21 protein-coding genes and 2 pseudogenes are annotated in these 23,966 nt (G+C 72.2%); 11 read left to right on the top strand and 12 right to left on the bottom strand.

Annotated elements, in window-relative coordinates:
- Positions 1–115: 115 nt before the first annotated feature.
- Positions 116–439 (top strand): annotated as a pseudogene (locus ACFXKZ_RS41335) (winged helix-turn-helix domain-containing protein); the annotation flags it as partial.
- A 480-nt stretch (positions 440–919) separates the two neighbouring features.
- Entirely contained in the window at positions 920–2,605 is a 1,686-nt protein-coding gene (gene lnt / locus ACFXKZ_RS41330) for an apolipoprotein N-acyltransferase (RefSeq protein WP_380009528.1), read from the top strand.
- Positions 2,606–2,687: 82 nt separating this feature from the next.
- On the opposite strand, the gene ACFXKZ_RS41325 is transcribed toward lnt, so the two are convergent.
- A complete protein-coding gene (locus ACFXKZ_RS41325) occupies positions 2,688–4,091 on the bottom strand; it encodes a lamin tail domain-containing protein (protein ID WP_380009525.1) in 1,404 nt (467 codons plus the stop codon).
- Positions 4,092–4,502: 411 nt separating this feature from the next.
- On the opposite strand from ACFXKZ_RS41325, the gene casB reads away from it, so the two are divergent.
- The gene (gene casB / locus ACFXKZ_RS41320) at positions 4,503–5,084 is read left to right on the top strand and encodes a type I-E CRISPR-associated protein Cse2/CasB (protein ID WP_380009522.1); all 582 of its coding nucleotides are present in this window, start codon (positions 4,503–4,505) and stop codon (positions 5,082–5,084) included.
- 92 nt (positions 5,085–5,176) lie between these two features.
- Positions 5,177–5,725, top strand: coding sequence for a macro domain-containing protein (locus ACFXKZ_RS41315; protein ID WP_380009519.1), 549 nt, complete (start codon positions 5,177–5,179; stop codon positions 5,723–5,725).
- Here the strand turns inward: ACFXKZ_RS41315 and ACFXKZ_RS41310 are convergent.
- The 4 genes from ACFXKZ_RS41310 to ACFXKZ_RS41295 form a co-directional block, all read right to left on the bottom strand.
- Positions 5,722–6,477 carry a hypothetical protein gene (locus ACFXKZ_RS41310; protein WP_380009516.1) on the bottom strand — a complete coding sequence of 252 codons (756 nt, stop codon included), beginning with the start codon at positions 6,475–6,477 and terminating at the stop codon, positions 5,722–5,724. The two genes, ACFXKZ_RS41315 and ACFXKZ_RS41310, sit on opposite strands and share 4 nt — an antisense overlap.
- 120 nt (positions 6,478–6,597) lie before the next feature.
- Complete coding sequence (locus ACFXKZ_RS41305) at positions 6,598–6,870, bottom strand: hypothetical protein (protein ID WP_380009513.1); 273 nt, start codon at positions 6,868–6,870, stop codon at positions 6,598–6,600.
- Positions 6,867–7,679, bottom strand: coding sequence for a DUF3105 domain-containing protein (locus ACFXKZ_RS41300; RefSeq protein WP_380009511.1), 813 nt, complete (start codon positions 7,677–7,679; stop codon positions 6,867–6,869). The genes ACFXKZ_RS41305 and ACFXKZ_RS41300 overlap by 4 nt, the downstream gene beginning before the upstream one ends.
- Before the next feature lie 94 nt (positions 7,680–7,773).
- Entirely contained in the window at positions 7,774–8,139 is a 366-nt protein-coding gene (locus tag ACFXKZ_RS41295; RefSeq protein WP_380009508.1) for a hypothetical protein, read from the bottom strand.
- 270 nt (positions 8,140–8,409) lie between these two features.
- On the opposite strand from ACFXKZ_RS41295, the gene ACFXKZ_RS41290 reads away from it, so the two are divergent.
- Positions 8,410–8,766, top strand: a complete 357-nt coding sequence (locus ACFXKZ_RS41290) for an ArsR/SmtB family transcription factor (protein WP_380009505.1) — start codon at positions 8,410–8,412, stop codon at positions 8,764–8,766.
- 121 nt (positions 8,767–8,887) lie between these two features.
- Positions 8,888–10,255: an MFS transporter gene (locus ACFXKZ_RS41285; protein WP_380009860.1), complete on the top strand. Its 1,368-nt coding sequence runs from the start codon at positions 8,888–8,890 to the stop codon at positions 10,253–10,255.
- A 9-nt stretch (positions 10,256–10,264) separates the two neighbouring features.
- On the opposite strand, the pseudogene ACFXKZ_RS41280 reads toward ACFXKZ_RS41285, so the two are convergent.
- A pseudogene (locus ACFXKZ_RS41280) lies at positions 10,265–10,822 on the bottom strand (DUF4396 domain-containing protein); the annotation flags it as partial.
- 416 nt (positions 10,823–11,238) lie between these two features.
- Here ACFXKZ_RS41280 and ACFXKZ_RS41275 point away from each other — a divergent pair.
- Positions 11,239–11,646 carry a DUF6153 family protein gene (locus ACFXKZ_RS41275; protein WP_380009502.1) on the top strand — a complete coding sequence of 136 codons (408 nt, stop codon included), beginning with the start codon at positions 11,239–11,241 and terminating at the stop codon, positions 11,644–11,646.
- Positions 11,647–11,749: 103 nt separating this feature from the next.
- The gene (locus ACFXKZ_RS41270) at positions 11,750–12,436 is read left to right on the top strand and encodes a DUF305 domain-containing protein (protein WP_380009499.1); all 687 of its coding nucleotides are present in this window, start codon (positions 11,750–11,752) and stop codon (positions 12,434–12,436) included.
- Positions 12,437–12,534: 98 nt separating this feature from the next.
- On the opposite strand, the gene ACFXKZ_RS41265 is transcribed toward ACFXKZ_RS41270, so the two are convergent.
- Entirely contained in the window at positions 12,535–13,209 is a 675-nt protein-coding gene (locus tag ACFXKZ_RS41265; RefSeq protein ID WP_380009496.1) for a M56 family metallopeptidase, read from the bottom strand.
- A gap of 2,707 nt (positions 13,210–15,916) precedes the next feature.
- Here ACFXKZ_RS41265 and ACFXKZ_RS41260 point away from each other — a divergent pair.
- Positions 15,917–16,294: a BlaI/MecI/CopY family transcriptional regulator gene (locus ACFXKZ_RS41260; protein WP_380009493.1), complete on the top strand. Its 378-nt coding sequence runs from the start codon at positions 15,917–15,919 to the stop codon at positions 16,292–16,294.
- A 273-nt stretch (positions 16,295–16,567) separates the two neighbouring features.
- Positions 16,568–17,542 carry an NlpC/P60 family protein gene (locus tag ACFXKZ_RS41255; protein ID WP_380009490.1) on the top strand — a complete coding sequence of 325 codons (975 nt, stop codon included), beginning with the start codon at positions 16,568–16,570 and terminating at the stop codon, positions 17,540–17,542.
- A 12-nt stretch (positions 17,543–17,554) separates the two neighbouring features.
- On the opposite strand, the gene ACFXKZ_RS41250 is transcribed toward ACFXKZ_RS41255, so the two are convergent.
- Positions 17,555–18,004, bottom strand: a complete 450-nt coding sequence (locus tag ACFXKZ_RS41250; RefSeq protein ID WP_380009487.1) for a hypothetical protein — start codon at positions 18,002–18,004, stop codon at positions 17,555–17,557.
- Between the two features lie 607 nt (positions 18,005–18,611).
- Here ACFXKZ_RS41250 and ACFXKZ_RS41245 point away from each other — a divergent pair.
- Positions 18,612–19,997 carry a DUF6895 family protein gene (locus ACFXKZ_RS41245; RefSeq protein WP_380009484.1) on the top strand — a complete coding sequence of 462 codons (1,386 nt, stop codon included), beginning with the start codon at positions 18,612–18,614 and terminating at the stop codon, positions 19,995–19,997.
- Positions 19,998–20,059: 62 nt separating this feature from the next.
- Here the strand turns inward: ACFXKZ_RS41245 and ACFXKZ_RS41240 are convergent, their stop codons facing one another.
- The 4 genes from ACFXKZ_RS41240 to ACFXKZ_RS41225 are packed head-to-tail and all read right to left on the bottom strand — an operon-like array spanning position 20,060 to position 23,946.
- Positions 20,060–21,583 carry an NAD(P)/FAD-dependent oxidoreductase gene (locus tag ACFXKZ_RS41240; protein ID WP_380009481.1) on the bottom strand — a complete coding sequence of 508 codons (1,524 nt, stop codon included), beginning with the start codon at positions 21,581–21,583 and terminating at the stop codon, positions 20,060–20,062.
- A complete protein-coding gene (locus ACFXKZ_RS41235; RefSeq protein ID WP_380009478.1) occupies positions 21,580–21,864 on the bottom strand; it encodes a (2Fe-2S)-binding protein in 285 nt (94 codons plus the stop codon). Before ACFXKZ_RS41235 ends, ACFXKZ_RS41240 begins: the two co-directional genes overlap by 4 nt.
- Positions 21,857–23,026 carry an NAD(P)/FAD-dependent oxidoreductase gene (locus ACFXKZ_RS41230; protein ID WP_380009475.1) on the bottom strand — a complete coding sequence of 390 codons (1,170 nt, stop codon included), beginning with the start codon at positions 23,024–23,026 and terminating at the stop codon, positions 21,857–21,859. The genes ACFXKZ_RS41235 and ACFXKZ_RS41230 overlap by 8 nt, the downstream gene beginning before the upstream one ends.
- Entirely contained in the window at positions 23,026–23,946 is a 921-nt protein-coding gene (locus ACFXKZ_RS41225) for a dihydrodipicolinate synthase family protein (protein ID WP_380009472.1), read from the bottom strand. Before ACFXKZ_RS41225 ends, ACFXKZ_RS41230 begins: the two co-directional genes overlap by 1 nt.
- Positions 23,947–23,966 lie beyond the last annotated feature (20 nt).

Raw genomic sequence — 23,966 nt, 5'->3', positions numbered from 1 at the left:
TACAACGCGGGCCGAGGCGGCGGTGTGCCGGGCTCGGGGCCTGTCCGGTTGGATGGGGCGGTCGAATGTTCGATTCAGTGGTTGCTTGATTCAGCGTGTGCTGTAACGTCTACGCGTGCATACGTACGAAGAGGACGGGCCGGCCGTCGTGGTGGACGCCGCCGCGCTGGCCCGGGTGGGGACCGCGCTCGCGGACGAGAGCCGGCGCCGGTTGTTGCTGGCGCTGTTGGCGGCGCCCGCGTACCCGTCGGAACTGGCCGAGCGGCTGGGGCTGACCCGGGGGAACGTGTCCAACCACCTCTCACGCCTGCGGGACTGCGGGCTGGTACGCACGGTCGCGGTGGGCCGCCGAGTGCGGTACGAACCGGCCGACCCCAAGCTGGCCCACGCGCTCGCCGACCTCGCGGCGCTCCTGCCTCCGGCAGAGGTGGAGCGGACGTCGGACGGCTTGCCGGATCGAGACGGCTTGGATCACTCGGATCACTCGGATCACTCGGATCACTCGGATGACCCGGATCACTCGGATCGCCGGGGTCGTCCGGTCGGGGACGCCGACGATGCCGCCGACGCGGCCATACCCGCAGGGGTGCTCCGTGGCTGAGACGCACGGTGGGAGCGCCCGCCGCCACGCTCCCCGCCGGGCCTTCTCCCGCCCGGGGTCGTTGCGGGCGGCAGGCGCCCCCTTCGGACAGGTTCCGGGCCTGCTCGGTGTGGATGTCGTCGTTGGTCGGCTTGCCTGCCTGTTTGTTCAGTTCGTTCCGCGGATCGCCCTACGCGCCGCCCCGAGTTCAGCCGAGGAGACGCCGATGTCGGTTCCGGTCGGGAAGGTTCCGTTGCCCGTGTTCGTCGGGGGATTCGACGACGGATGGCCGTTGTCCGCGGCCTTCGGTCGCTCGGAGCTTCGGGTCGGGTGGGCGGCATGACGGCGGTTCAGGTTCAGGTTCGGGGTGCGGTGCAGCGGCGGTTGCGGGCCTGGGCCGGGGCGATCATGGCGGCCTCCGGTGGGCTGTTGCTCGCGCTCGCGTTTCCGCCGGTCGGGTTGTGGCCCGCCGCGGCGGTCGGGCCGGCGCTGTTGTTGGCCGCCATTCGGCATCGGCGGGCCAAGGTTGCGTTCCGGCTCGGGACGTTGTTCGGGCTGACGTTCTTCATTCCGCTGCTGTGGTGGCTGACCAACCTGGGCATCCTGCCGTGGCTGGCGTTGAGCGTGGCCCAGGCGTTGCTGCTCGGACTGCTGTGCTGCGCCGTGCCGACCTTCGCCCGGCTGCCCGGATGGCCGCTGTGGGCGGCCTGCTGGTGGGTGACCACGGAGGCGGTGCGCTCCCGGGTCCCGCTCGGCGGCTTTCCGTGGGGGCGGCTCGGCTTCAGTCAGGCCGACGCGCCGACCCTGGGCTGGGCCTCCGTGGCCGGCGCTCCCGGCGTGAGTGCCGTCGTCGCGCTGACCGCCGCCTTGCTGGCCGCGCTGCTCACCGCGCCCCGCGCGTACCGCGTCCGGTTCGGGGCGGGTCTCGTGGTGGCCGGTGCGCTCGCGTCGAGCGGGGTGTTCCTGCTGCCGAGTACGCACGGCGAGCGCACCGCGAAGGTCGCCGTCGTCCAGGGCAACGTGCCGCGTGCCCGCAACATGGAGGAGCAGGCCCGGGTCCAGCAGGTCGCGGAGAATCACATCGCCGCCACCCGCGAGCTGGCCCGCGACATCAAGCTCGGCAAGGCCCCGCAGCCCGACCTGGTCCTGTGGCCCGAGAACGCCACCGACCGCGACCCGCGCACCGACGTCGGCCTGCGCGAGGGCATCTCGCTCGCCGCCCGCGAGGTCGGCGCGCCGATCGTGGTGGGCGCCATCCTCGACGCCTCCCACGACCGGATCCGCAACACCAGCCTGCTGTGGTTCCCCGACACCGGCCCGGGTCGGTACTACGCCAAGCAGCAGCTGGTGCCGTTCGGCGAGTACATCCCGCTGCGCGACCTGATCGGCGGCCTCGGCGATCTCCAGCTGATCCCACGCGACTTCGTCGCCGGCTCCGGACCGGTGCGCCTGGACGTCGGCCCGATCCACGTGGCCTCCTCGATCTGCTACGAGGTCGCCTACGACGGCCAGGTCCGCGGCGCGGTCCGCACCGGCGCCAACCTCCTCGCCGTACCCACCAACAACGCCACCTACATGCGCAACGGCAGCCTCGCCGAGCCGAAGCAGCAGTTGGCCATGTCCCGGCTGCGCGCCGTCGAACACGGCCGGTCGGTACTGGTCGCCTCCACCACCGGGATCAGTGCGGTCATCGCCCCCGACGGCACGATCGTGAAGTCCACGGACCCGTGGACGCGTACGGTGCTCAACGCGACCGTGCCGCTGCGCAGCGAGACCACCCTGGCCACGCGCCTGGGCGAACTCCCCGAGGGTGGGCTGGTGTTGATCGCCGTGGCGGCGATGGCCGAGGGCATCCGCCGCAGCCGGCGCGACCGGCGCGACGCGACTCCCGCGGCGGCGACCGCCGGCGATGCCGCGCCGACTGCGGACGCCGGCGCCGACTCGGCGACCGTGCCCGCGACGGCGTCCGACACCGCGTCGGTGCCCTCCGCCGCCGCTCCGGAGGGTGCGTCCGGAGAGCGCTGAGTCCGCCGACGGCGCGGGGCGGGTGGTCTCTCGGTACCTCTTCGTACCGAGACCACCCGCCCCGCGCCGCGTTCCGCGTCCGCTACGGCGTGCAGTTCAGCGTGCCCGCGCGCAGTGCGTGGCCGCCGTCGTTGTCGTCGTCGGACCAGACGACGGGCTTGTGGCCGGACACGCAGGCCGTCTGCGGGGCGATGGCGAAGCCCTCGTTGTTGTAGTTCGACAACCCCGTGGGTCGGTTGTACCCGGCGGTTATCGCGAACCGGCCCTGGGCGTCGATGCCGAGGGTGGTGCTGCGGCCCTGGCAGGTGTTGTCGCAGACCGCCCACAGCCGACCGGTCGCCGGCTCGAACTGCAGCTCCATCACCGCCGGGAAGCCGCTCGCGAAGGTGGCGACGCGGTGGTATCCGCCGCCGGTCCGGTCGAGTGCGTAGGCGTACACCGTGCCGTTGGCCTCCAGGCCGACGAAGAACAATCCGCTCCCGTGGTCGGGGTAGGCGGCCGGGTCGTAGGCCGCGCCGGTGTGTTCGTCCCGGAAGCCGTGTCCGGTGAGGAAGGTGTCGGGGATCCAGGTGATGCCCTCCAGGCCGCTGTTGGCCTCCACCGCGGGCAGGTCGGCGGTCAGGTTCCACTCGGCGGTCGCGTTCAGTGCGCCGGCCGTCGAGGAGGTGTCGAAGCGGGCGATCTTCGGCAGGCTGACGCCGCTGTCGTCGTTGTCGCGCTCGGTGGCGACGAACAGGCCGTCGGGGGTGAAGGTCACGCCCTCCGCGTCGGGATCGCCGCTGCCGTTGCGGTAGTTCAGCGCCTTGCCCGAGGCCCAGCCGCCGGTCGGATCCGGGCGCCACTTGCCGCCGGTGTCCGGCACGAGGCGGTACAGCGTGCCCGGACCGTTCTTCACCGCCCACAACACGCCGGCGTCCTGGAAGGAGAGGCCGCTGAGGTTGGTGCCGAACACGTTGGAGCCGTCGGCGACGCTGACGGTGCTGCCGCCGGGCCAGCCGGCCCACGAGGTGGGGCACGAGTTCGGCGCGCCCTTGGTCGGTGCGGTGGTGGTGGTGAACGAGCCGGTGCCGTCGGCGCAGCGGCCGTACGTCGTGCCGGCGTGCGCGGTCCACGTGTACGAGTCGACGAGGGTGGTGCCGCCGGGCCCGAACAGCCGGGCCGAGTCGGAGCTGCCGAGACCGAAGGACGACTCGACGTCGAGCGCCAGGTAGCCGCCGGCGGGCAGCGAGGTGCCGGCGGCGATCGAGTAGGTGTGCGCGTCGTCGTTGTCCTTGACGACCCACCCGGACAGATCCGCCGCGGCCGAGCCGGTGTTGACCAACTCGACCCAGTCGCCCGGGGTGCCGCCGTTCGACTCGATCTCGTTGATCCGTACCACGGCCTGCCCGGCGGCCTGTGCCTGCGGCTGTGTCTGCGTTTGGGCGGACGCCGGCGCGCCCGATAGTCCGAGGGCGACGAACGACAGTGCGGCTACGACGAGTTGCACTCTTCCAGGCAAACACTTTCGCACGATGGCCAGTCCTTTGCTCGGGGATCGGCGGCGAGCGGCGCACTCGCCCTCGGATCGAAGCATGGGGCACATCGGCGGCGGCGCGCTGAACACTTTACGAACGTCGTGCGAAGCACACCGGGCGGGCGTCCGGCGCGGCGGGCCCGGCCTATGACCGTCCGTCACAAAACGGGGACCTGATTCGTCATGACGGTGATGGAGCGGGACCGCCCGGGCGTGGGGATGCACCGGGGCGGGCACTTCCCGGTCCGATCCGAGTCCGTTCCGAGTCCGTTCCGAGTCCGTTCCGAGTCCGTTCCGATGGATGACCGCACCCGCCCGCCCCGGCGCCCGTCCGGGCGTTGACCCCGAGGAATCGATCATGCACCTCACGACGAATCGACCACGATGACCGCGCCGCCGATTCCGCGCGTCTCCGCGTATTGGGCGCCGTGGGAGCACGCGTTGCATACGTTCCTGGCGCGGATCCACGGCGATCGCCGGTTGGCCGCCCGATTCCTGCCGGCCGCGGCGGCGGAGCCGCCCGTGCCCGCCGTGGAGGCGATCACCGTCCACCTGCCCGTCACCCTCGAACGCGGCCTGGCCGCCCGGGCCGTGCGGCACGCGGTCGCGCTGTACGCGGTGCACCAGGGCTCCATCGCCGGCGGCCTGCACCGCCCGGACGGCACCTCGATCGGCGCTGCCTGCCGTGACCTGGCCCGACTGATCGCGCCCGACCACACCTTGGTGCAACGCCGCGAACGCACCCGCTTCGACGGCGCGGTCGAGGCCGAGACCCTGGACGAACTCTCCACCCGCCTGCACCCGTTGATGGCCGAACTGGGCCGCCGGCGGATCGCCCTGGACCACGTGCGCCTGGCCAAGGACCTGTTGTGGTGGGAAACCCCGGTCGGCCGCCGCTACACCCGAAACCGCTGGGAGGAGGACTTCCACGACCTGGCCCCACAACTCCCGCACCACGAGAGCTGATTACCGCCTCGGCGCACCGGAATGCCCAACTCACCCGCCCACCGGTCGACTTCCCGATCCGCCGCCCGGGAGGCCGCCGGCATGATCGGGCCATGACTGTGATCGAGATCGTGCGGGGTGACATCACGCTCCAGGACACCGATGCCATCGTGACCGCCGCGAACGAGTCGTTGCCGGGTGGCGGTGGCGTGGACGGGGCGATCCACCGGGCGGCGGGTCGACGGCTCGCGGCCGCGGGGGCCGAGATCGGGCCGTGCGACCCGGGCGACGCGATGGCGATGCCGGCCTTCGACCTGTATCCGCCGGTGCGCCACGTGATCCACACTGTGGGGCCGGTCTGGGAGGGCGGCGACTTCGGCGAGGCCGAGATCCTGGCCTCCTGCTATCGGCGTTGCCTCGAGGTCGCGGACGAACTGGGCGCGCGGAGCGTGGCGTTCCCGGCGATCGCCACTGGCGTGTACGGATTTCCGGCGGCGGAGGCCGCGCGGATCGCGGTGGCGACGATCGTGGGGGCGTCGAGTGCCGTGGAGCGGGTGCGGGTGGTGGCGTTCGATCGGGATGGGCGGGACGTACTGGAGGCGGTGTTTGCCTCGGCCGGCGGAGCGTCCGCGTCCGGGGCCGCCGCCGAGCCCCCGTCCTAGATGAGTGGGCGGCGGCGGGGGGTTGTCGGCCAGGGGTGGTGGGGGAGTGGGGTGGGGTCTATCGCGAAGACGCTGCGGCCGGAGGTGGCTTCGCCGACGCCGCCGCGTTTGATGACGCGGTAGTGGATCTCGGCGCTGCTGCCCTCGCAGGCGCGTACCCGGTCCAGGGGGATCTGCGCGGAGCCGTCGCCCCGGGCCCGTTCGACGGTGAAGCGGGTCTCGAACGGCTCGACGCCGGACGGTCGTGGGGTCCAGGTGACGACGACGGTGTCGCCGCTGTCGACCGGGACATCGTCGTACGGCACGGTGACGGTTGCGCCGCGCGCGTCGAGTCGGTCCAGGCTGATGTGTCCGTTGCTGGCCTCGGTGACGTCGGCGAAATCGAGCAACGGCGGGTATTCGCTGACGCATTCGACGACGGCGCCGCTGGGTGCCTCCAAGGTTCTGCCGTCCGGTTTGATCAGTCGGTAGGTCACCTGCACGGCCGCGCCCGCGCTCCAGCAGACCTTGGCGTGCGGGAGGGTGACGTAGACCGCGCCGACCCGCGCGACGGCGGTGTGTACCTCGAACGCCCCGACGAGGGTGGGGGATCGCGGCGCCCACGTCACCACGAGGCCGTCGCCGGGCCCGCACACCGCCGCCGGGGCGGTGATCCGTACGGTCAGGTCGCGCCGCCCGTGTCGATCGAGGTCGACACGATCGTCGACGGCGTCGCACACATGCGGCGGTGCCAACAGCTCGCAAACGGACATGGTGAACGTCCCTTCCACGAACGAAGATCAAACGTCGGCCACTTCGCAGCGTAACCAGGAAAGCATCCGGTAACACCTCGTTGCCGGGATGAAGATGCCAGGTCGAGATCTTGGGTGCGGTCAGGGCTTTGCCGGGTCGTCACTCGCGTGTTCTCGTGCCTCAGGAGGGTTTGCGGGCTGGGCCGATGCGGGTGCCGGTGCCGGTGCCGGTGCCGGTATTGGCATCGGTGCCGGTGCTGTGGCCGACGTCGTTGGTGCCGCCGCGCGGTCGCGGGCGTCCAGCAGGGCGCGCTCGCGGCGGTCGGCGTTGAGGATCGCGCGGATGAGGTAGGTGAACCCGAACGCGACCACCAGGAACGGGGTGAGTTCGACGATCGCGCCGAGCGCCTTCACTTGCTCACCCCGCCGCTGCACGGCGCGCCGGGTTCGGGCGATTGTGGCCCCTCCCGGTACGTCTTCAGGAACTCGTCCAGACGCGGATCGCCGACGTCGTCCAGCGGCAGTTGTATGCCCCAGGCACTGGCGACCACCGGCGACGGGAGGTCCGGGACGGGGCTCAGGATCACGTACGACGCCTTGGCCTTGGCCGTGAGCGGGGTGAGTTGGTCGGCGGGCAGATCCGGGCGGTAGGTGAGCCATACCGCGCCGTGTTCGAGCGAGTGCACCGCGTTGCGGGCCGGGACGGGTTGGGCGTATGTACCGCAGTTCAGCCACGCAGGATCGTGTTGTCCCCCGACGGGCGGCACCTGTTCGTAGCGGATCTCCCGCTTGGCCTCGTGGCCCTGGGACGCGGTGTAGGTGGTGACTCCCCGGATCGGGGAGGAGATCCCGGCGACGGACTTCACCTCGGCGACGAGCGTGCCGCCACTCGAACCGGCTTGGTCCGCACGGTTGTTCGCGTCGTCGTTGCTCCGCGATACGACGATGGCCAGGGCCGCGATCACGCCGGTGGCGAGCAGGGTCACGAGGCCCCTGACCGCGAGGGCTCGGCGGCGCTGCGCTCGGCGCTGCCGGTCGCGTTCGGCGGCGACACGGCGGCGGGTTTCGGCCATTTTGGCGGATCGTTCGGCTTTCGACTGCTTTTTGGAGGGCTTGTTGGAGTACTTGTCGGGTTGGTTCCCCGGTTGGTTTCCCGGCCGGTTCGGTTCGCTCGGCTTGTTCTTGTCGGCTGCGGACGGGTGGGTCCGGTCCTGCTGGTCCATGGGTGTCCCTCGGGCGTCTCGGTGACATCGACGACGGATCCCGCTCGCCCGGGGTGCGCCGGTGTCGCGGCGCGGGCGAGTCGGGTGGTCGTGGTCAGGTCCGACTGACGCACAACTCCCGGGTGTCGGGCGGATCCCGGGGGACGGTCGAGGGCGGGACGGCGCGGAGAGCCGCGTGCGCCGCCGTGGTGTCGAGATCGTCGGGAGCGGAGGACGATCGGGGCGGGACGACGGGGCCGGCGGTCAGAACGGCCGCGCAATGGCGGTCCCCGGGGCGGCAGTCGGCGCCGAGCGCGCCGTGCGGGGAGCCCGGATTCGGGTGTCCGGCCGGTGCGGTGGCCATTGCGGCGGAGGCGCCGAGCGCCGGGATCGGCGCGGCGGTCGCCTCGTTCGTGCCGGAGGTTTCGACCGTGCCGACCGTCGCGCAGGCCATGAGCAGGAGCAGCAGCAACGGAATCACCCGACGGAACCCACGGCCACGGGCGCGGCCATGGCCACGGGTGCGGTCGCGAGTGCGGCCACGGCTGCGGCCGGCGAAATCCCCTGCGAAGACCTGCCCTGCGGCGGACCAACGACCCACGCGCGGACCCCTCCGTCCCGAATTGCGACCGCTGCTTCGATCGAGCGGCCGGCCTACCTCCTACGTATCGTAGGAGATGTGGCGGCGCCCCCGTCGCGGCGGGGCCGTGGCGTTCGGTCGCGGCTCCGGGATTCGCCCTACGATGTGCGCATGAGTACGGGCGAACGACACGCAGGTGCCTCGATGACGCAGGAATCGGCCGCCGCTGAACGCCTGGAGGTCGCCGCTTCGGTCCTCGCCCTGCTCGCGGACCGTACCCGGCTCGCCCTGCTCGACCGGCTCGGTCGGGGTGAGGCCGACGTCACGACGCTGACCCGGGACTGCGCCGCGCCGCGCCCCTCCGTCAGCCAGCACCTCGCCAAGCTGCGGCTGGCCGGCCTCGTCACGGCCCGCAAGGACGGGCGCCGCGTCGTCTACTCGCTGCGCCACGGCCATCTGCGTCGACTGGTGGACGAGGCGCTCCAGGTGGCCGACCACACGATCGGCGAACTGCCGCCGCACGACTGACGCGTGTGGGGACACGCGCCTCCGGTGGGATTCGTGATGATCAACGCGTGCATGTGTACGCACATGATGAGTACGCTGGTCTCGCTCCTCGATGCCGCCGAACGGGACGAGGCCGATGCCGATGCTTGCCGTATTGCGAAATCGCACCTATCGCCGTCTGTTCACCGCGCAGGTCGTCGCGCTCGTGGGTACCGGGCTGGCCACGGTCGCACTGAGCCTGCTCGCCTACGACATCGCGGGGGCCGACGCCTCCGCCGTACTGGGCACGGCGCTCGCGATCAAGATGGTCGCGTACGTCGTCGTCTCGCCCGTCGCCGGTGCGCTCGCGCATCGGGTCTCCCGCCGGGGACTGCTGGTCGCGATGGACCTCGTCCGTGCCTTCGTCGCGCTCGCGCTGCCGTTCGTCACCCAGGTGTGGCAGATCTACGTGCTGATCCTGCTGCTCCAGGGCGCGTCGGCGATCTTCACGCCCACGTTCCAGGCCGGCATCCCCGAACTCCTGCCCGAGGAGGGCGAATACACGGCGGCCCTGTCGATGTCTCGGCTCGCCTACGACCTGGAGAGCCTGTTCAGCCCGGTGTTGGCCGCACTGCTCCTCGAACTGGTCTCGTACCACTGGCTGTTCGCCGGTACGACGGTGGGCTTCGTCGCCTCGGCCACCCTGGTCGTCTCGGCCGTGTTGCCTCGGCCGGCGCCGGCGGAGCGGGCCGATGGTGTGCAGGGCCGGTATGCGCAAGCGGGCCTCGGGTTCCGGCTGTTCCGGGAGACGCCGGGACTGCGAGCGCTGTTGGCGCTCGATCTGGCGGTCGCGGCGGCGAGTGCGATCGTCTTCGTCAATACGGTGGTTTTGGTTCGGGAGCACTTCGGGCGGAGCGCAGGTGCGGTGTCGCTGGCCCTGGGCGCGTATGGCGGGGGTTCGATGGTGGCGGCCCTGCTGCTGCCGCGCCTGCTGCGCCGTTTTGCGGATCGGGGCGTGATGTCGGCCGCGGCGTGCGCGCTTCCGGTCGTACTGGCCGTCGTCGCGGGGGTTACCGCGGCGGCGCCGAATACGCGGTCCTGGGTGCTGCTCCTGGTCGCGTGGGCGGCGATCGGCGCGGCGTGTTCGCTCGTGCTCACCCCGGCCGGGCGGGTGATTCGGCGGTCGGCGGGGGCCGCGGACCTGCCCGCCGCGTTCGCCGCCCAGTTCTCGCTGTCCCACGGGTGCTGGCTGGTGACCTATCCGCTCGCCGGATGGTTGGCTGCGGGTGCCGGTATGCCGGTCACCGCGATGGTGCTGGGCGGCATCGCCCTGGCGGGGGTGGTCGGTGCTGCGGCGGGTCGGCCCCGTCGCGGGCGCACGGAACTCGTGCACGTGCACCGCGACTTGCTCGCCGACCACCCGCACCTGGCCGACGCCGTGCCCTCGGCCGGCGGGTGGCGGCACCGGCACGCCTATGTGATCGATCGGCACCACCACGCCCGGCCCGACGCGCTGTCGGAGTGGGACTGAGGGGCTCGGTCAGTGGTATGCGTGCACGACCGCGTGGCCCTTGCCGCGTGCGATCAGCCAACGGTTGACAGGGACGGTGATCACGAAGGCGACGGCGAACGACAGCGCGAGACTGGCCCAGAAGAGCAGGTCGCCGAGTCCGGCGTGCATCGCGCCGGGCACGAGCATCATGACGCTGTTGTCCATCACTTCCATGACGATGATCGACACGGTATCGGCGGCAAGCGCGACCTTGACGGCCTGGCGCAGATCGACACCCGCGCGCAGGACGCCGCGCATGGTGAGGCCGTATCCGAAGACGAACGCCAGGATGATGGCGGTGATGATCGTGGCGAGGTTCGACCAGCCGAGGGCGGTGCCGATGATCATGCCCAGGACCTCGCCGATCGCGCAGCCGGTCAGGCAGTGCAGCGTGGCCATGGCCGCCATTTTCCAGGAGGCGGGGTCTTGGGTGGCGTGGCCTGCGTGGCCTGCGTGGTTCGCGTGGTCTGCATGGCCGTCATGGCCTGCATGGCCTGCATGGCCGTCGTGGCTTCCGTGGTTCTCGTGACTTCCGTGGTGCTTTTCGTGACCCGCGTGGTTTGCGTGCTCTTCGTGGGGCTTCTCGTGATCCCCGTGGTTTGCGTGTTCCCCGTGCTCCTGGTGCTCCCCGTGGTTGTTGCCGTCGTCGCCGTGGCCGCCGTGTGGGTGCTCGGAGTGGTGATTTTCCGCGTGTTGGTGTCGGGCGGGTGTTTCGTGGTGCGTGGTCATGAATGTCTCTCCCGTGTGTACTTGCGGCGCGACAGCGCCCGGCGAGTTTACGGGCCGGGGGTATGCATGACCAGAAGATCATTTCATCGGACCCCATTCGTCGATGTGTTGCTCCTGGGCCTAGTCTGGATACCAACGTGGGGTATGGGCGACGCGAAGCGGAGGGTGGGTACGTGGCGGCGCGGACGGCGGGACCGGTGGCACGCGCGCCGCGTGGCATCGACCGTGTCCTCGTGCGTGGCCTGCTCCTTCTGCTGCTGACCCTCGGCGTCATGGGCATGCACACGTTGGGCCATCCGGCGTCGGCGGCTGCGCAGGGGTCGGCGACCGAGGCCGCGGATGCGGTCGGCGCGAGCCGCGGCGCGATGGAGCCGATGGCGCCCGGCCATCACGGCGGTTGCCCGGATGGCGACTGCTCCACCGACGGCGGCCCCCGCCACGGCTCCGACCCGACCATGATCTGCCTGGCCGTGCTGCTCGCGGGCCTCGGCGTCGTGGTGGCGGCCTTGGCCGTACCCGCCCTGCGTCGCGCCCGGACCCGGCGCCGACTTCGGCCGAGGGCCCGACTGGCGGCGTTCGTACTGGGATTGCCGCCGCCGAGGACACCCGATCTCGCCCTCCTGCGAGTGCTGCGCATATAGGCCGACGTCCGGTCCCGGGCCACGGCCGGGGACTTCGCGCCCTGTTCCGCATCGCCGAGCCCGCCGTACGGGCGGGCCGCGCACTCCCAGGAGAAGTACGACCATGAAGCGATTCACCCGTACCCGTACCCGTACCCTCGCCCTGACCGCCGCCGTGTTGTCCGGCGCGCTCGTCCTCGCCGCGTGCGGTAGCGACGACAAGGACAAGTCCTCGGCGCAGGCGTCCACTTCGGCGTCCGCTCCGGCTGCGGCGTCCGCCCTCGCCTCGGCTTCGGCGTCGGCGTCGGCGGGTGCGTTCAACGACGCGGATGTGATGTTCGCGCAGATGATGATTCCGCACCACGAGCAGGCCGTGGAGATGGCCAAGGAGGCGCCGACCAAGGGGGTCGACCCCGAGGTGAAGAAGCTCGCCGCGACGATCGAGGCGGCGCAGGCACCGGAGATCAAGCTGATGAAGGGCCGGCTCACCGCGTGGGGCAAGCCGACCTCGGCTCCGGGTGGCATGAACCATGGCGGCGGCATGATGTCCGAGGCGGACATGACCGCGTTCAAGGCGTCCACCGGCGCCGACTTCGACCGGCGCTTCCTGACCATGATGATCGAACACCACAACGGGGCGATCGCCATGGCCGAGACGGAACTCGCCCAAGGCGTCGATCCCGCCGCGCGTAAGTTGGCCGAGCAGATCAAGAGTTCGCAGGCGGCCGAGGTGCAGCAGATGCGGCAAATGCTTGCCGCCAAGGGCGGTACCACCCCGAGTTCGCCGTCGATGCCCGGCATGAACCACTAGCCGGCTCCGAACGCCGCCGCCGTCCCTCCGCCGCCGAATTCCCGCACGGCGAGGGGCGGCGGCTACCTGCGCCGTCCGCCGTGCGACGTCGACGATCGTCACACGGCGATGCGGGCGGCCGTGTCGGGATCGATGCCGTCGGCCGGGGCGGACGCACAGTGGTGGGCCCCTGCGGCGTGCCCGAGCGGCGCCAACGCGAGTAGAGCGGGACCGGTGAGCAGAACGACGGCCAGCGCCATCGCCGCTGCGAGGCGCAGGCGGCCCAACGGCGCGTCGGCACGGGCGAGTCGGCGTACCCGATGCAGCGCGGACACCCCGCCGGCGCCGAGCCCGCGCGTGGTGGTTTCGGGCGCGGCCACCGCGACAACCGCCTCGGCCAGGGCCCGCCGGCCATGACGGTGCGCGGCCGCGTCATCCGCCGCGAGTTCGATCAGCAACGTGATCTCGGCGCGGGCGCGGCGAAACAGCGGCGGGAACGGCATGGCTCGCTGAAGCCCGGCGGCCAACCCGAGGGCAAGATGGTGCCGTTGGCGGATGTGGGCATGCTCGTGGGCGAGGGCCGCCCGCAGCTGACGCGACGTCAGCGCCGCCACCGCCGCCGAGGTCAACACGACCGTCGGCCGGCGCCCCGGCAGGCAGTACACCATGGGTTCGGCAAACGGAACGACAAGCGCCCCCGACGGCCCGGCCGGACACCCCAGCAGCCGCAACCGCTCACGATGCGCCCGCCGAGCCCGCGCCGCCGCCACAAGCTCATACCCGACATTGCCCACGACCCACAGACTCACCCCACCGGCGCCAACCGCACCCACAATCGGCGCCCCGGCAACCCCCGACCACCCGTAATGCCCACGCAAACCGGCCGCACAAACCCCGAACACCTCCCCAACGGCCACGCCCACGGCCCCGACCGGCACCACCATCACAGCCCCGACCAGCACCAACGCGCCCAGGGCCGACAGACTGCCCACCTGCCACAACACAATCCCAACTCGCGGCGCCCGCTCGACCCACCGCCCCACCGACAACAACCAGGGCAGCCCGAAACTCACCCCCAGGCCATACCCGAAGAGCACCACGAGCAGACCCCCCACACCCACCCCCACCGGTCACCCAACCCAATCGCCCCCCGAACCCTAACCACCGCCGCCCCCACCGCCCCCGCCCACCCGATCACAGCCGCGCGAGCCCCTCAGGGCGGGCGCCGGCCGCCCGTCGGGGCCGACGAGACGGGCGCGTTGCTCGGCTCCGCCGGGGGCCTCCCGAGCGGCCCGCGTCTCCTCGGCGAGCTTTGTGCTTGCGGTGGGCCGGCCCGGGGCGGGTCAGGGTCGCTGGGTCGGCCGCCGCCGGCGTGCGGGGCTCCGAGACCCGCCGCTCCAGACGAGACGACCGCGTTGCCCGGCGGAAAACCGACCGGCAGCGGCGGGCAGGGAGGGTGGTCGGGTCGAGTCTGCCGGGATGTTTTCCCGAGTGGCCCGCGTTTCTGCGGCCGGCGTTGCGCTGGTGGTTGCGGAGGGCCGGCCCGGGGCTGGTCAGAGTCGCCAGGTGGGCCGCCGCCGGCGTGCGGGGCTCCGAGACTTCGAGGTCTCGACGAGACGAGCGCGTTGCTCGGCTTAAAAGCGGCCGGCAGCCGCGGACAGGGGGGCGCTCGGGTCCAGTTCGCCGGGCTTGCGTTCCCGAATGGGCCGGGCGTTCCCGGCGTGCGTTGCGCCTTGGGTCGCGGGTGGCCTGGTGCGGGGCCGGTCAGAGTCGGTGGTGGGCCGCCGCCGGCGTGCGGGGCTCCGAGACTTCGAGGTCTCGACGAGACGCGCGCGTTGCTGGGCGAAAAAGCGACCAGCAGCGGCGGACAGGGAGGGCGCTCGGGTCCAGTTCGCCGGGCCTGCGTTCCCGAATGGGCCGGGCGTTCCCGGCGTGCGTTGCGCCTTGGGTCGCGGGTGGCCTGGTGCGGGGCCGGTCAGAGTCGGCGGTGGGCCGCCGCCGGCGTGCGGGGCTCCGAGACGGCGGGTCTTCGGCGAGGCGGGCGCGTTGCTCGGCGAAAAACCGGCTGGCAGCGGCGGGGAGGGAGGGCGCTCGGGTCGAGTTCTCCGGAGGGCCCTCCCGAGTGGGCCGAGCAGGGGCATTTCGAAGTGCTGTGTGAGGGGGCGAGAGTTCACGAAACCGGACAGCGTGAGGTGCCGCAGTCTCGGCGCGAGAGAAAACCGCAGGTCAGCGCGCGGCGGACACGTCTGCGGTGCCTCGGGATCCGGTTTCGGCCCCCACTGGGCACTTTCGGCCCGCTCGACAGCCTCTGCGAGGTCGCAGCGCCCGAAGCCAACCCCCACCGGGCAGTTTCGATCTCCACACCGGCGCCGAGGAGACCGGGACACACGAAACCGGCACTCGACACCCGACTTTCCGCCCCGACTCCGCAAAACCGCAGGTCACCGAAGCTCGAAGCCCACAACCACCCACCGCGATCCGGTTTCCAACCCCAACTCCCCCCAACGCCCTCCAAACACCCCGACCCACCCGGGAAGGCCTCCGGCGAACCCGACCCGACCAACCCACCCGCTCCCCCCGCTGCCAGCCGGTCTTTTCGCCGAGCAACGCGCTCGTCTCGTCGGGGGCTCGAAGTCTCGGAGCCCCGCACGCCGGCGGCGGCCCACCGCCGACTCTGACCGGCCCCGCACCGGCCACCCGCAACCCAAGGCGCAACGCTCGCCCAAAACACCCGGCCCATTCGGGAACGCAGGCCCGGCGAACCCGACCCGAGCACCCACCCCGCCGGCCGCTGCTGGTCGCTTTTTCGCCCAGCAACGCGCTCGTCTCGTCGGGGGCTCGAAGTCTCGGAGCCCCGCTCGCCGGCGGCGGCCCACCGCCGACTCTGACCGGCCCCGCACCGGCCACCCGCAACCCAAGATGCAACGCACGCCGGGAACGCCCGGCCCACTCGGGAACGCACGCCCGGCGAACCCGACCCGAGCACCCACCCCGCCGACCGCTGCCGGTCGCTTTCAAGCCGACCAACGCACCCGCCTCGCCGAAGACCCGCCGTCTCGGAGCCCCGCACGCCGGCGGCGGCCCACCGCCGACTCTGACCGGCCCCGCACCAGGCCACCCGCGACCCAAGGCGCAACGCACGCCGGGAACGCCCGGCCCATTCGGGAACGCAGGCCCGGCGAACTGGACCCGAGCGCCCTCCCTGTCCGCCGCTGCTGGTCGCTTTTTCGCCCAGCAACGCGCGCGTCTCGTCGAGACCTCGAAGTCTCGGAGCCCCGCACGCCGGCGGCGGCCCACCCGCCGACTCTGGCCCGCGCCGGACCCGCCCCGCGCAACCACACGCGCAACGTCCGCCGGAGACATCCGACTTACCCGGCCGGCGCATCACTCTCGTTGGGAGGCCGGAGGCTTGGAGTCTCCCGTGCCGGGGGGCGGGTCGGGCCCGCGACTCGGGGTGGCTGTGCAGCGCTGGTGTTCTCGGGGGGTCGGTAGGCTGGAAGGGTGTGGGGGTTGGGGAGTCTTGAGGGTGAGGCCATGGACGTGGTTTGGTCCATGGGGCGGCCCGTCGTGGTGCATGACGTTGTTGCGGCGTTGAATGAGCGTCGGGAGAAGGAACTTGCCTACACGACGGTCATGACGGTGTTGAACAAGCTCGTTGCCAAAGGGTGGCTCGATCGTCGGCTCTCGGGGCGTGTGGGTACCTATGTGCCGGTTGAGGACAAGGATGCCTACACCGCGCGGATCATGGCCGAAACGCTTGCCGATAGTCAGGACCGTGCGGCGGCCTTGTTGGGCTTTGTCGAGCGGCTCGATCCGGTGGAATCGGCCGCTCTGCGGGCGGCGTTGAGGCGGGTCGGGGACTCCGGGGTGGTGGAGTGAGGTACGAGTAGCGCATTGCGCATTGCGCATTGCGCGTAGGGCGTAGGGCGTAGGGCGTACGGCCGAGCTTCCCGGGGTTTGGGTGGGGTTTATTACTACGCTGCATAGTAATAGGGTTGGCGGTGCCGTTGAGGTGCCGCCCTGGCGGCGTCTGCTTTGTGTGGGCGGCCGGACCGGAGGAGTGCAGCGTTTATGGGTGTGCATGCCAGATCTCGGCCTCGGGTTGCTCGGCGGGTCGGGGTTTCGATTGTTTCCTCGGCGGCGGTTGGGGTGATGGTGTTCGCCGCTTCGCCCGTGCAGGCCGAGCCGCAGCCGACGCTGCAGCAGGCCAAGGAGCAGGTCGACGCGCTGCACGAGGAGGCGGAGGCCGCGACCGAGAGTTACAACGGTGCGGCCGATGCGAATCGTAGAGCGCAGGAGCAAGTCGCGGTGTTGCAGCAGCGGTTGGCCGACAAGCAGGCCGCGCTTGCCCGTCAGCGGGAGATGCTCGGGGGCATCGCGTCGGCGGAGTATCGCGGTGGTGGCGTGGATCCGAGCCTGCGGCTGTTGATGACCGATGACCCCCGGGGATTCCTGAACCGGATCTCCCTCGATCGCCAACTGAGCGCGCGGCAGCAGGAGGCGCTGGGTCTCGTGCAGCGGCAGCGGCGCGAACTCGACCAGGAGCGCCGGGAAGTCGCCGAGCGGATGGCGGAACTCGACCGCACGCAGCGGGAGATGACGGCGCGCAAGCAGACCGTCGAGGCCAAGCTGCGCCAGGCGCAGGACGTCGTCAACCGGTTGTCCGGCGCCGACCGGGAGCGGTTGCGCCGGGAGGAACAGGCGGAACGTGACGGCAAGGCCCGGGAGGCCGCGGCGGCGAAGCGGCAGTACGAGACGACCTCCCCGGCGACGTCCGACCGAGCAGCCGCCGCGGTACGGGCCGCCTACGCGCAACTCGGCAAGCCGTACCGCTGGGCCGCCACCGGCCCCGACTCGTTCGACTGTTCGGGGCTGACCCAGTTCGTCTGGCGGACGGCGAACGTCTCGCTGCCGCGCACGTCCCAGGAGCAGGTGCGGGTGGGCAGGCCCGTCGCCAAGTCCGAACTCCAGCCCGGGGACCTGGTCTTCTTCTACTCGGACCTGCACCACGTCGGCATCTACATCGGCGGTGGCAAGATGATCCACGCCCCCAAGCCCGGCGCGAACGTCGAGATCCTGTCCATCGACGTGCGCGGCATGCCGTACATGACGGCCATCCGCCCGTAACGCCGCCCTCGCTCAGTTCGGGGTCGGGGTCGTGGTGGCGTCGCTGTCGTCGACCCGGCGGACCTCCGGGGCGGGCCACTCCTCGAGGGAGTAGCAGACGGCGAAGTCGTCCACGTCCATCCAGCCCACCGCATGGCGTGGGTCGTCCTCGGCGTCGGCGATCAGGATCGCCGCCGTGCCGTCGCGCGGATGGTTGCCGTGCGCGTGTCGGACGCCTTGGACCAGGACCAGGCGCGGCGAGAAGTCGGCGTTCGGCTCGAATTCCTCGCGTAGTCGCCAGGTTTGGCCCGGCGCGGCGATCAGCCACGGCGAGAGGTCGGCGACACGGTCGCAGGCCACCCGGGTGGCCGCGGCCGGGTCGAGGTGGTCGTCGGTGATCAGGGCGTCGATCCAGGCGTTGACGAGAGCTCCGGCGCCGAAGGCCCCGAGGAGATGGTCGATGCGCTTGTCGTTGGGGTTCATCGTCAGAACCCACGAGTGTGGACCGGGTATTGGTTCTCATCGGACCGGTTGGGGGTGGGATCGGGATTCTGATGGGTGGTACGAGTGGTGTACATGAGGCTCGGCGCTTCCTGTGGGGTCGGTCGACGGCGGGTGGACGGCCGGGCGGACGATTGTGGACGTCCTCCGTGGGTGTGAACCGGAACGGACGCCCGGGTATGCCGGGGTGGGGCGACACGATGGTGCGGATACCGTCCGCGCGTGGTTCGTGCGCGATCCGGGTGCGACCGGCGCGCGCCCCGCGTGCGGGTATGGCGGCGACATACGGCCCGATCGTGAGCGGTTTGTGATGCTCCGGCCGTGTATGGCCGGCCGCCGCGGTCATAGCGGCCACCCATGGTCGTGCATGGTTCGCCCATGAGTACGCAATACGAGGCGATTTGCTGATTTACCTGACGAACTGCCCACGATGGTGTCAAGCTTGAGGGTCCGGGTGGAGGAATACCGACGACTTGGCGGGGGATCCGATGGGTGAGTGGGGGCAGGGCGTGGAAGTCGGTGGGATCCGGTCGATGGCGAGCGAGGACGGTGCCGGCGCGGGTGCCGGTACGCAGTCCGCCGAGCGGGCGTGATCCCGGAACCGCGGGGGGCCGAGGTCCTTCACTCGACCCCCGCCCGAGACGCCGCCCCCGACGCCGGCTCGACCCCGGCGAGCCGCGCCGCGCGTTCGGCCGGCAACGGCGCCGGCCACCCCGACGAAGCACCCGCGCCTGCGCCGGCCCGCCGCCGACTGCTCCAGGTGCTCACCCTGGCCGAGTTGGGCCTCGAACGCCTCGAACGCCAAAGCCCCCACCGGGAGCCGGCGGCCCGCCCCGACCCCGACCGCAGCGCCACCGAGCAGTTCGTCGTGGAGACCGCCCGCCTCGTGCTGATCGCCGACCGGATCCCGCACTCCGCACCGGAGATCCGATCCGCGCTCCACCGCATCGCGACCCTGCTGGCCCCGTTCGCCCGCACCTCCGAGCGCACCGCGTTGCTCGTCCGACACCCGCGCACCGCCGTGCCATTCGGCATCACGCATCTCGCCCTGGAGCAACTCGGCGTCCCAGACCCCTACTTCGCGGCCACGCTGCGTCGTGCCTTCGCCACCGGCCACGTGGACGCCGTCGAACGGCCGCCGCACCGCCGCCTCGAGGCGGCCTGGCTGCGTGCCCAGTGCGGCGGCGAACCGGTCGACTACACCGCACACCGCCAGGGTTCGATCCTGGCCGCACACCCGCACCCGCTGTACATGAGCCTCGCCGACCTGCACGCGCTCACGCACACCCTGTTCCACCTCACCGACTTCGGCCGCCGCGAACTCCCCGACGAAGCCGACCCGATCGAGCTGCGGCGCATCCTCGATGCCTGCCTGCTCTGGCACCTCTTCGAGGAAAACCCCGACGTGGTGGCGGAGTTGCTGACCGCCGTGCTGCTCCTGCCGGGCCCGGTGTCGCGTACCGCGCTGCTGTGTCGGGACGCCCTCGACGCGTTGTGGACCGAGGTGGGGTTCCTGCCCGGCCCCGGTCCCGGTCCCGGTCCCGACCGGCAGCCGACGCTCTTCGGCACGCCCACCCGCACGGAACGTGAGACCTACGCCTTCCGGCACGACTTCCACACGATGTACGCCGCCGGCCTGATGCACGCGGTGGCCCTCGCCCGCGCACCGCACGACGTGTGGGCGCGGCCCGGGGTCCCGGCCGACCAGACGGGGGTCGGCGTGTACTCGGACCGATGGCCGCTGTGGATCCGCCTCGTCACGCGCGACGGACCGGGCCTGCCCGTCGCGTCGGCCGCCGAGGCGGCGATCATCCGGGCCGGGCGCAACGGCGCGTACGCCGAGATGGAGAACGCTCTCCTGTCGGCCGCCGCGCACGGCGTCTCCCCGCTCACCGTCGCCCACGCCCGGGACCTGCTCGACCGCCACCTCACCAGCGACCGACCCGACCGACCCGACGTCGACGCGCGGAGATGACGACCCGCGTCCCCGCCGAAGCCGAAGCCGAAGCCCAAGCCCGCGCCAGTCCGGCACAGCCGCTACCTCACCACCGGCCCCGCGTCCGTCGGTGATTCCGCCGTCGTGGTCGCGTCGTGCGCGCGCGCCAGCGCGTCGACCGGGAGCGGTTTCACCGGTGGCCGGGCGGTGAAGGCGCCGATCGTCTCCCTTGGCAAGCCGGTTTCCCGGTGTAGGAGTTCGAGCAGGGCCGGCCCGCACATCCGGCCCTGGCAGGGGCCCATGCCGGCGCGGGTGATCAGTTTGACCGCGTCGGCGGTGTCCAGGCCCGGGTTGTCCGCCAGCGTGCGGCGGACCTCGCCGAACGTGATCTCCTCGCAGCGGCACAGCACGGTGTCGTCGTCGGCGAGCGCGTGCAGCCCGGCCCGGTGCGGTGCGCACGTGTGGTCCAGGAACGCCGCCATCCGCCCGGTGGTGGCCAACTCGGCCTCGATGGACCGCAGTTCCCTGTCGTATGTGGCGGATTCGAGCAGGCCCAGGCTGCGGCCGATGTCGAGGCCGGCGCGGCGTCCGGTGGCCACGGCGTGTTCGGCGCCGGCCACGCCGGTGAGTTCACCGGCCGCCCAGATGTGCGGCAGCGAGGTGCGCATCGCGTCGTCGTGGTCGAGTACCCAGCCGCCGGCCGGGCCGTTCCAGTGCACCGCGCAGCCCGCCTGGCGGGCCAGTTCGGTGGAGGGGACGAAGCCGTAGCCGGTGCCCACGGTGTCGCAGCCGACGGTGCGGGCGCTGCCCGGGACCGGGCGCCAGTCCTGGTCGACGCGGGTCAACACGGCGGCGGTGACGTGCTGTTCGCCCTCGGCCCGCAGGAGCAGTGTGCGGGTGTGCACCGGAACGCCCGCCCGACGCAGCGTGCGCAGCGCGGCCAGGCCCTCGGCTACCTTGGCCCGGTTGCCGGGCAGCGCGGCGACGGCGCGGATCAGGTCGGCGGGGGCGGGCAGGTGCTGGGCGAAGGCGACTTCGGCGACGTCCGCGCCCGCGCGCACCAGTTGCGCGGCGGCGATCAGCAGCAGCGGGTGTGCGCCGGCCAGTACGATCCGCCGACCGGCGAGCGTGCGGTGGCCCTTGAGCAGGGCCTGGATGCCGCCGACGGTGAGAAAGCCCGGGAGGGTCCAGCCCGGGAGCGGCACCGGCAGGTCGTAGGCGCCGGCGGTGAGCAACAGGGCGCGTGGCAGCAGGACTTCCACCCCCTCGGGGCCGTGCACCGCGACCCGGGGCCCGGCCGGGACGGGGGTGCCGGGCGGCGCCGCCCAGCCGTCGGGCGCGGTGCGGGTGGCGAACACGCCCCAGGCGGTGGTGTGGTGGGCGAAGGCGATGCCCGGATGCGCGGCGGCGCGGGTGAGCAGCGCGCGGCCGGCCGCGTACGCGGGGGCGGAGAGCGGGTCCGGGCCGGGGTTGCCCGGGTCGGGGCGGCGCCAGATCTGGCCGCCGGGGCGCGGCTGTTCGTCGACGACCAGGACCCGGGCGCCGTGCGTGGCGGCGGTGACGGCGGCGGCCAGCCCGGCGGGGCCGGCGCCGACGACGAGCAGGTCGGGGGTGGTGGTGTTCATCGGGCTTCCTCGCCGGTGGTGTCCACGGTCATGCCGGCGCGTACGGGTTCCTGGCAGGAGCGGATCAGGGGCGCGCCGTCGACGGTGACGGTGCACTCGAAGCACACGCCCATTCCGCAGTAGGCCGCGCGCGGCCGGCCGGCGCGGTCGTGCCGGGTGACGGGTTCGTCGATCGCGATCAGCGCGGCGGCGAGCGAACGACCGCCCGGCACCTCGCGCAGGACGCCGTCGAGGGTGATGGTCACCTGCCCCGGACGGCCGGAGGGGGAGTGGTCAGACAAAGTTCAACGCTCCGAACCGTGCGGGGGAGTAGTCGTCCAGGGGCAGGGCGGTACTTCCGGTCAGGATCTGTTCGGCGAGCAGGCGGCTGTAGGTGGGGCCGAGGGTGAAGCCGGATCCGCCGGTGGCGACGTACAGGTCGGGGCGGCGCGGAACGGCGCCGAGCAGCGGGAGTTGGTCGGGGGCGAGCGAGGTGGCGCCGGACCACACGCGCAACACGGGCAGCCGCTGTACGGCCGGCACCACGCGGGCGGCGTCGGCGCCGGCGAAGACCGAGTCCAGGCGCAGTTCGGGGCGGGCGTCCAGGTTCAGGGTGCCCGCGTGCTGGACGAACTTGGCGGCCCGGCCGCCGCCGATCAGGATGTTGCCCTCCGCGCTCTGCTTGAGCGAAAGCCGCCGGCCGGCGTGTTGCACCAGGTGCGGAACCAGCGGCCGAGTGGGGGCGGTGACGGTCATGGTCAGCGCGACGGGGACCACGGGCAGCCGGATGTCGGCCATCGCGGCGACCTCGGCGGTCCACACGCCGGCGGCGACGACCACGGCGCGTGCGCTCAGGCGCGGGCCGGCGGCGGTGTCGGCGAGCCAGTGCCGGCCGTCGTGGCGCAGCGCGGTCAGCCGTACGCCGGTCTCGATCCGGGCGCCGAGCCGCCGCGCGGCGCGCGCGTAGGCGTGCGTGACCAGACGGGGGTCGGCCTTGCCCTCGCCGGGGCACCACGCGGCGCCGACGACCCGCTCGGACAGGTACGGGGCCAACTCGTGCGTGGCGCGGGCGTCGAGGAGTTCGACGTCGAGCCCGTGGCTGTGCTCCAGGTGCGTCTTGTGCGCGAGCAGGGCCAGGTCCTCGGGGCTCTCGGCGAGCATCAGGCCGCCGCCGCGGCGCACGCCGCACGGTTCGCCGAGTTCGTCCTCCAGGCCCGCCCACGAGTTCATCGCGTCCAGGTGCAGCGGCAGTGCCTCGGCGGCGCGGGCGGCGACGGCGTGGCCGTGTTGGATCATCCGGTATTCGAGCTGGAAGTGCAGGCTGCCGGCGTTTTGGCCGGAGGCGTGCCGGTTCAGCTGGTCCTTCTCGATCAGATGTACGCCGGCACCGCCGCGGGCGAGGTGGTAGGCCACCGCGCAGCCGAGCAATCCGCCGCCGATGACCAGGACTTCGGTGCGTTCCATCAGGAGACGAGTCCCAACTCGGCGAGGGTGGCGTGGACTTGGTCGGCCTCGGCGACGGTGAGCGGAAGGAGCGGACGGCGCGGGTGTCCGGCGGGCACGCCGCGCAGGGTGAGGGCGTGCTTGAGGATGGCGGGGGCGCTGGCGAAGCGCGGCCCGTAGTCGCGGGTGAACCACGCCTGCATCAGCACCCGGTCGCGGGCGCCGACGGCCAGCGCCGCGGCCTCGTCGCCGGCGGCGAGGTGGGTGAAGAAGGCGGGGTGGTCGCGGCCGAGCACGGCGCCGGCGCCCATCAGGCCGTCGCCGCCGATGCCGCGCATCAGGGCGGCGCCGACCGCGTCGGTGGTGATGCCGAAGTAGCGCACCCGCTCGTGCAGGGCGACCAGGCCGCGGACGAAGCCGCCGAAGTCGCCGGTGGAGTTCTTGATCGCCACCACGGTGGGCAGGTCGGCGAGTGCGGTCAGGGTGTCGGTGTCCAGGTCGACGCCGGTGCCGCGCGGCCAGTTGTACACGCACAGCGGGATGTCGACGGCGGTGGAGACCTCCTCGTAGAAGGCGATGGTCTCGCGCGCGTTGGGCACCACGTACGGCGGCGGGGTGAGCAGGATGCCGTCGAGGCCGGCGGCCCGGGCGGCGCGGGCGTGGCCGATCGCGGCGGCGGCGGTGTAGGCGTTGCAGCCGCCGAGCAGGGTGTATCGGCCGCGGACCCGGCGGGCGGCGTGGGTGAACAGGGTCGCGCGTTCGGTTGCGGTGAGCGTGTACCACTCGCCGGTGGTGCCGGCGATGACCACGCCGTCCAAGCCCTCGGCGGCGAACCATTCCAGTTGTTCGTCCCAGGCGGCCAGGTCGAGGTCGCCCTGGGAGGTGAAGGGGGTGGTCACGGCCGGTATGTAGCCGTGCCAGTCGACGGTGGTGCGGTCCATGCCCTCGATCCTTTCGGGGA

Origin of the sequence: Embleya sp. NPDC059237 (assembly GCF_042754105.1) — a bacterium.
Classification (GTDB): domain Bacteria; phylum Actinomycetota; class Actinomycetes; order Streptomycetales; family Streptomycetaceae; genus Embleya.
This window is presented reverse-complemented; position numbering and strand designations above follow the sequence as displayed.

Coding starts and splice junctions, on each gene's coding strand:
- ACFXKZ_RS41285 (WP_380009860.1), top strand. CDS start 8,888: ATGCTTGCCGTATTGCGAAATCGCACCTATCGCCGTCTGTTCACCGCG.
- ACFXKZ_RS41315 (WP_380009519.1), top strand. CDS start 5,177: ATGACTGTGATCGAGATCGTGCGGGGTGACATCACGCTCCAGGACACC.
- ACFXKZ_RS41300 (WP_380009511.1), bottom strand. CDS start 7,679: ATGGACCAGCAGGACCGGACCCACCCGTCCGCAGCCGACAAGAACAAG.
- ACFXKZ_RS41240 (WP_380009481.1), bottom strand. CDS start 21,583: ATGAACACCACCACCCCCGACCTGCTCGTCGTCGGCGCCGGCCCCGCC.
- ACFXKZ_RS41250 (WP_380009487.1), bottom strand. CDS start 18,004: ATGAACCCCAACGACAAGCGCATCGACCATCTCCTCGGGGCCTTCGGC.
- ACFXKZ_RS41255 (WP_380009490.1), top strand. CDS start 16,568: ATGGTGTTCGCCGCTTCGCCCGTGCAGGCCGAGCCGCAGCCGACGCTG.
- casB (WP_380009522.1), top strand. CDS start 4,503: ATGACCGCGCCGCCGATTCCGCGCGTCTCCGCGTATTGGGCGCCGTGG.
- ACFXKZ_RS41310 (WP_380009516.1), bottom strand. CDS start 6,477: ATGTCCGTTTGCGAGCTGTTGGCACCGCCGCATGTGTGCGACGCCGTC.
- ACFXKZ_RS41230 (WP_380009475.1), bottom strand. CDS start 23,026: ATGGAACGCACCGAAGTCCTGGTCATCGGCGGCGGATTGCTCGGCTGC.
- ACFXKZ_RS41270 (WP_380009499.1), top strand. CDS start 11,750: ATGAAGCGATTCACCCGTACCCGTACCCGTACCCTCGCCCTGACCGCC.
- ACFXKZ_RS41290 (WP_380009505.1), top strand. CDS start 8,410: ATGAGTACGGGCGAACGACACGCAGGTGCCTCGATGACGCAGGAATCG.
- lnt (WP_380009528.1), top strand. CDS start 920: ATGACGGCGGTTCAGGTTCAGGTTCGGGGTGCGGTGCAGCGGCGGTTG.
- ACFXKZ_RS41225 (WP_380009472.1), bottom strand. CDS start 23,946: ATGGACCGCACCACCGTCGACTGGCACGGCTACATACCGGCCGTGACC.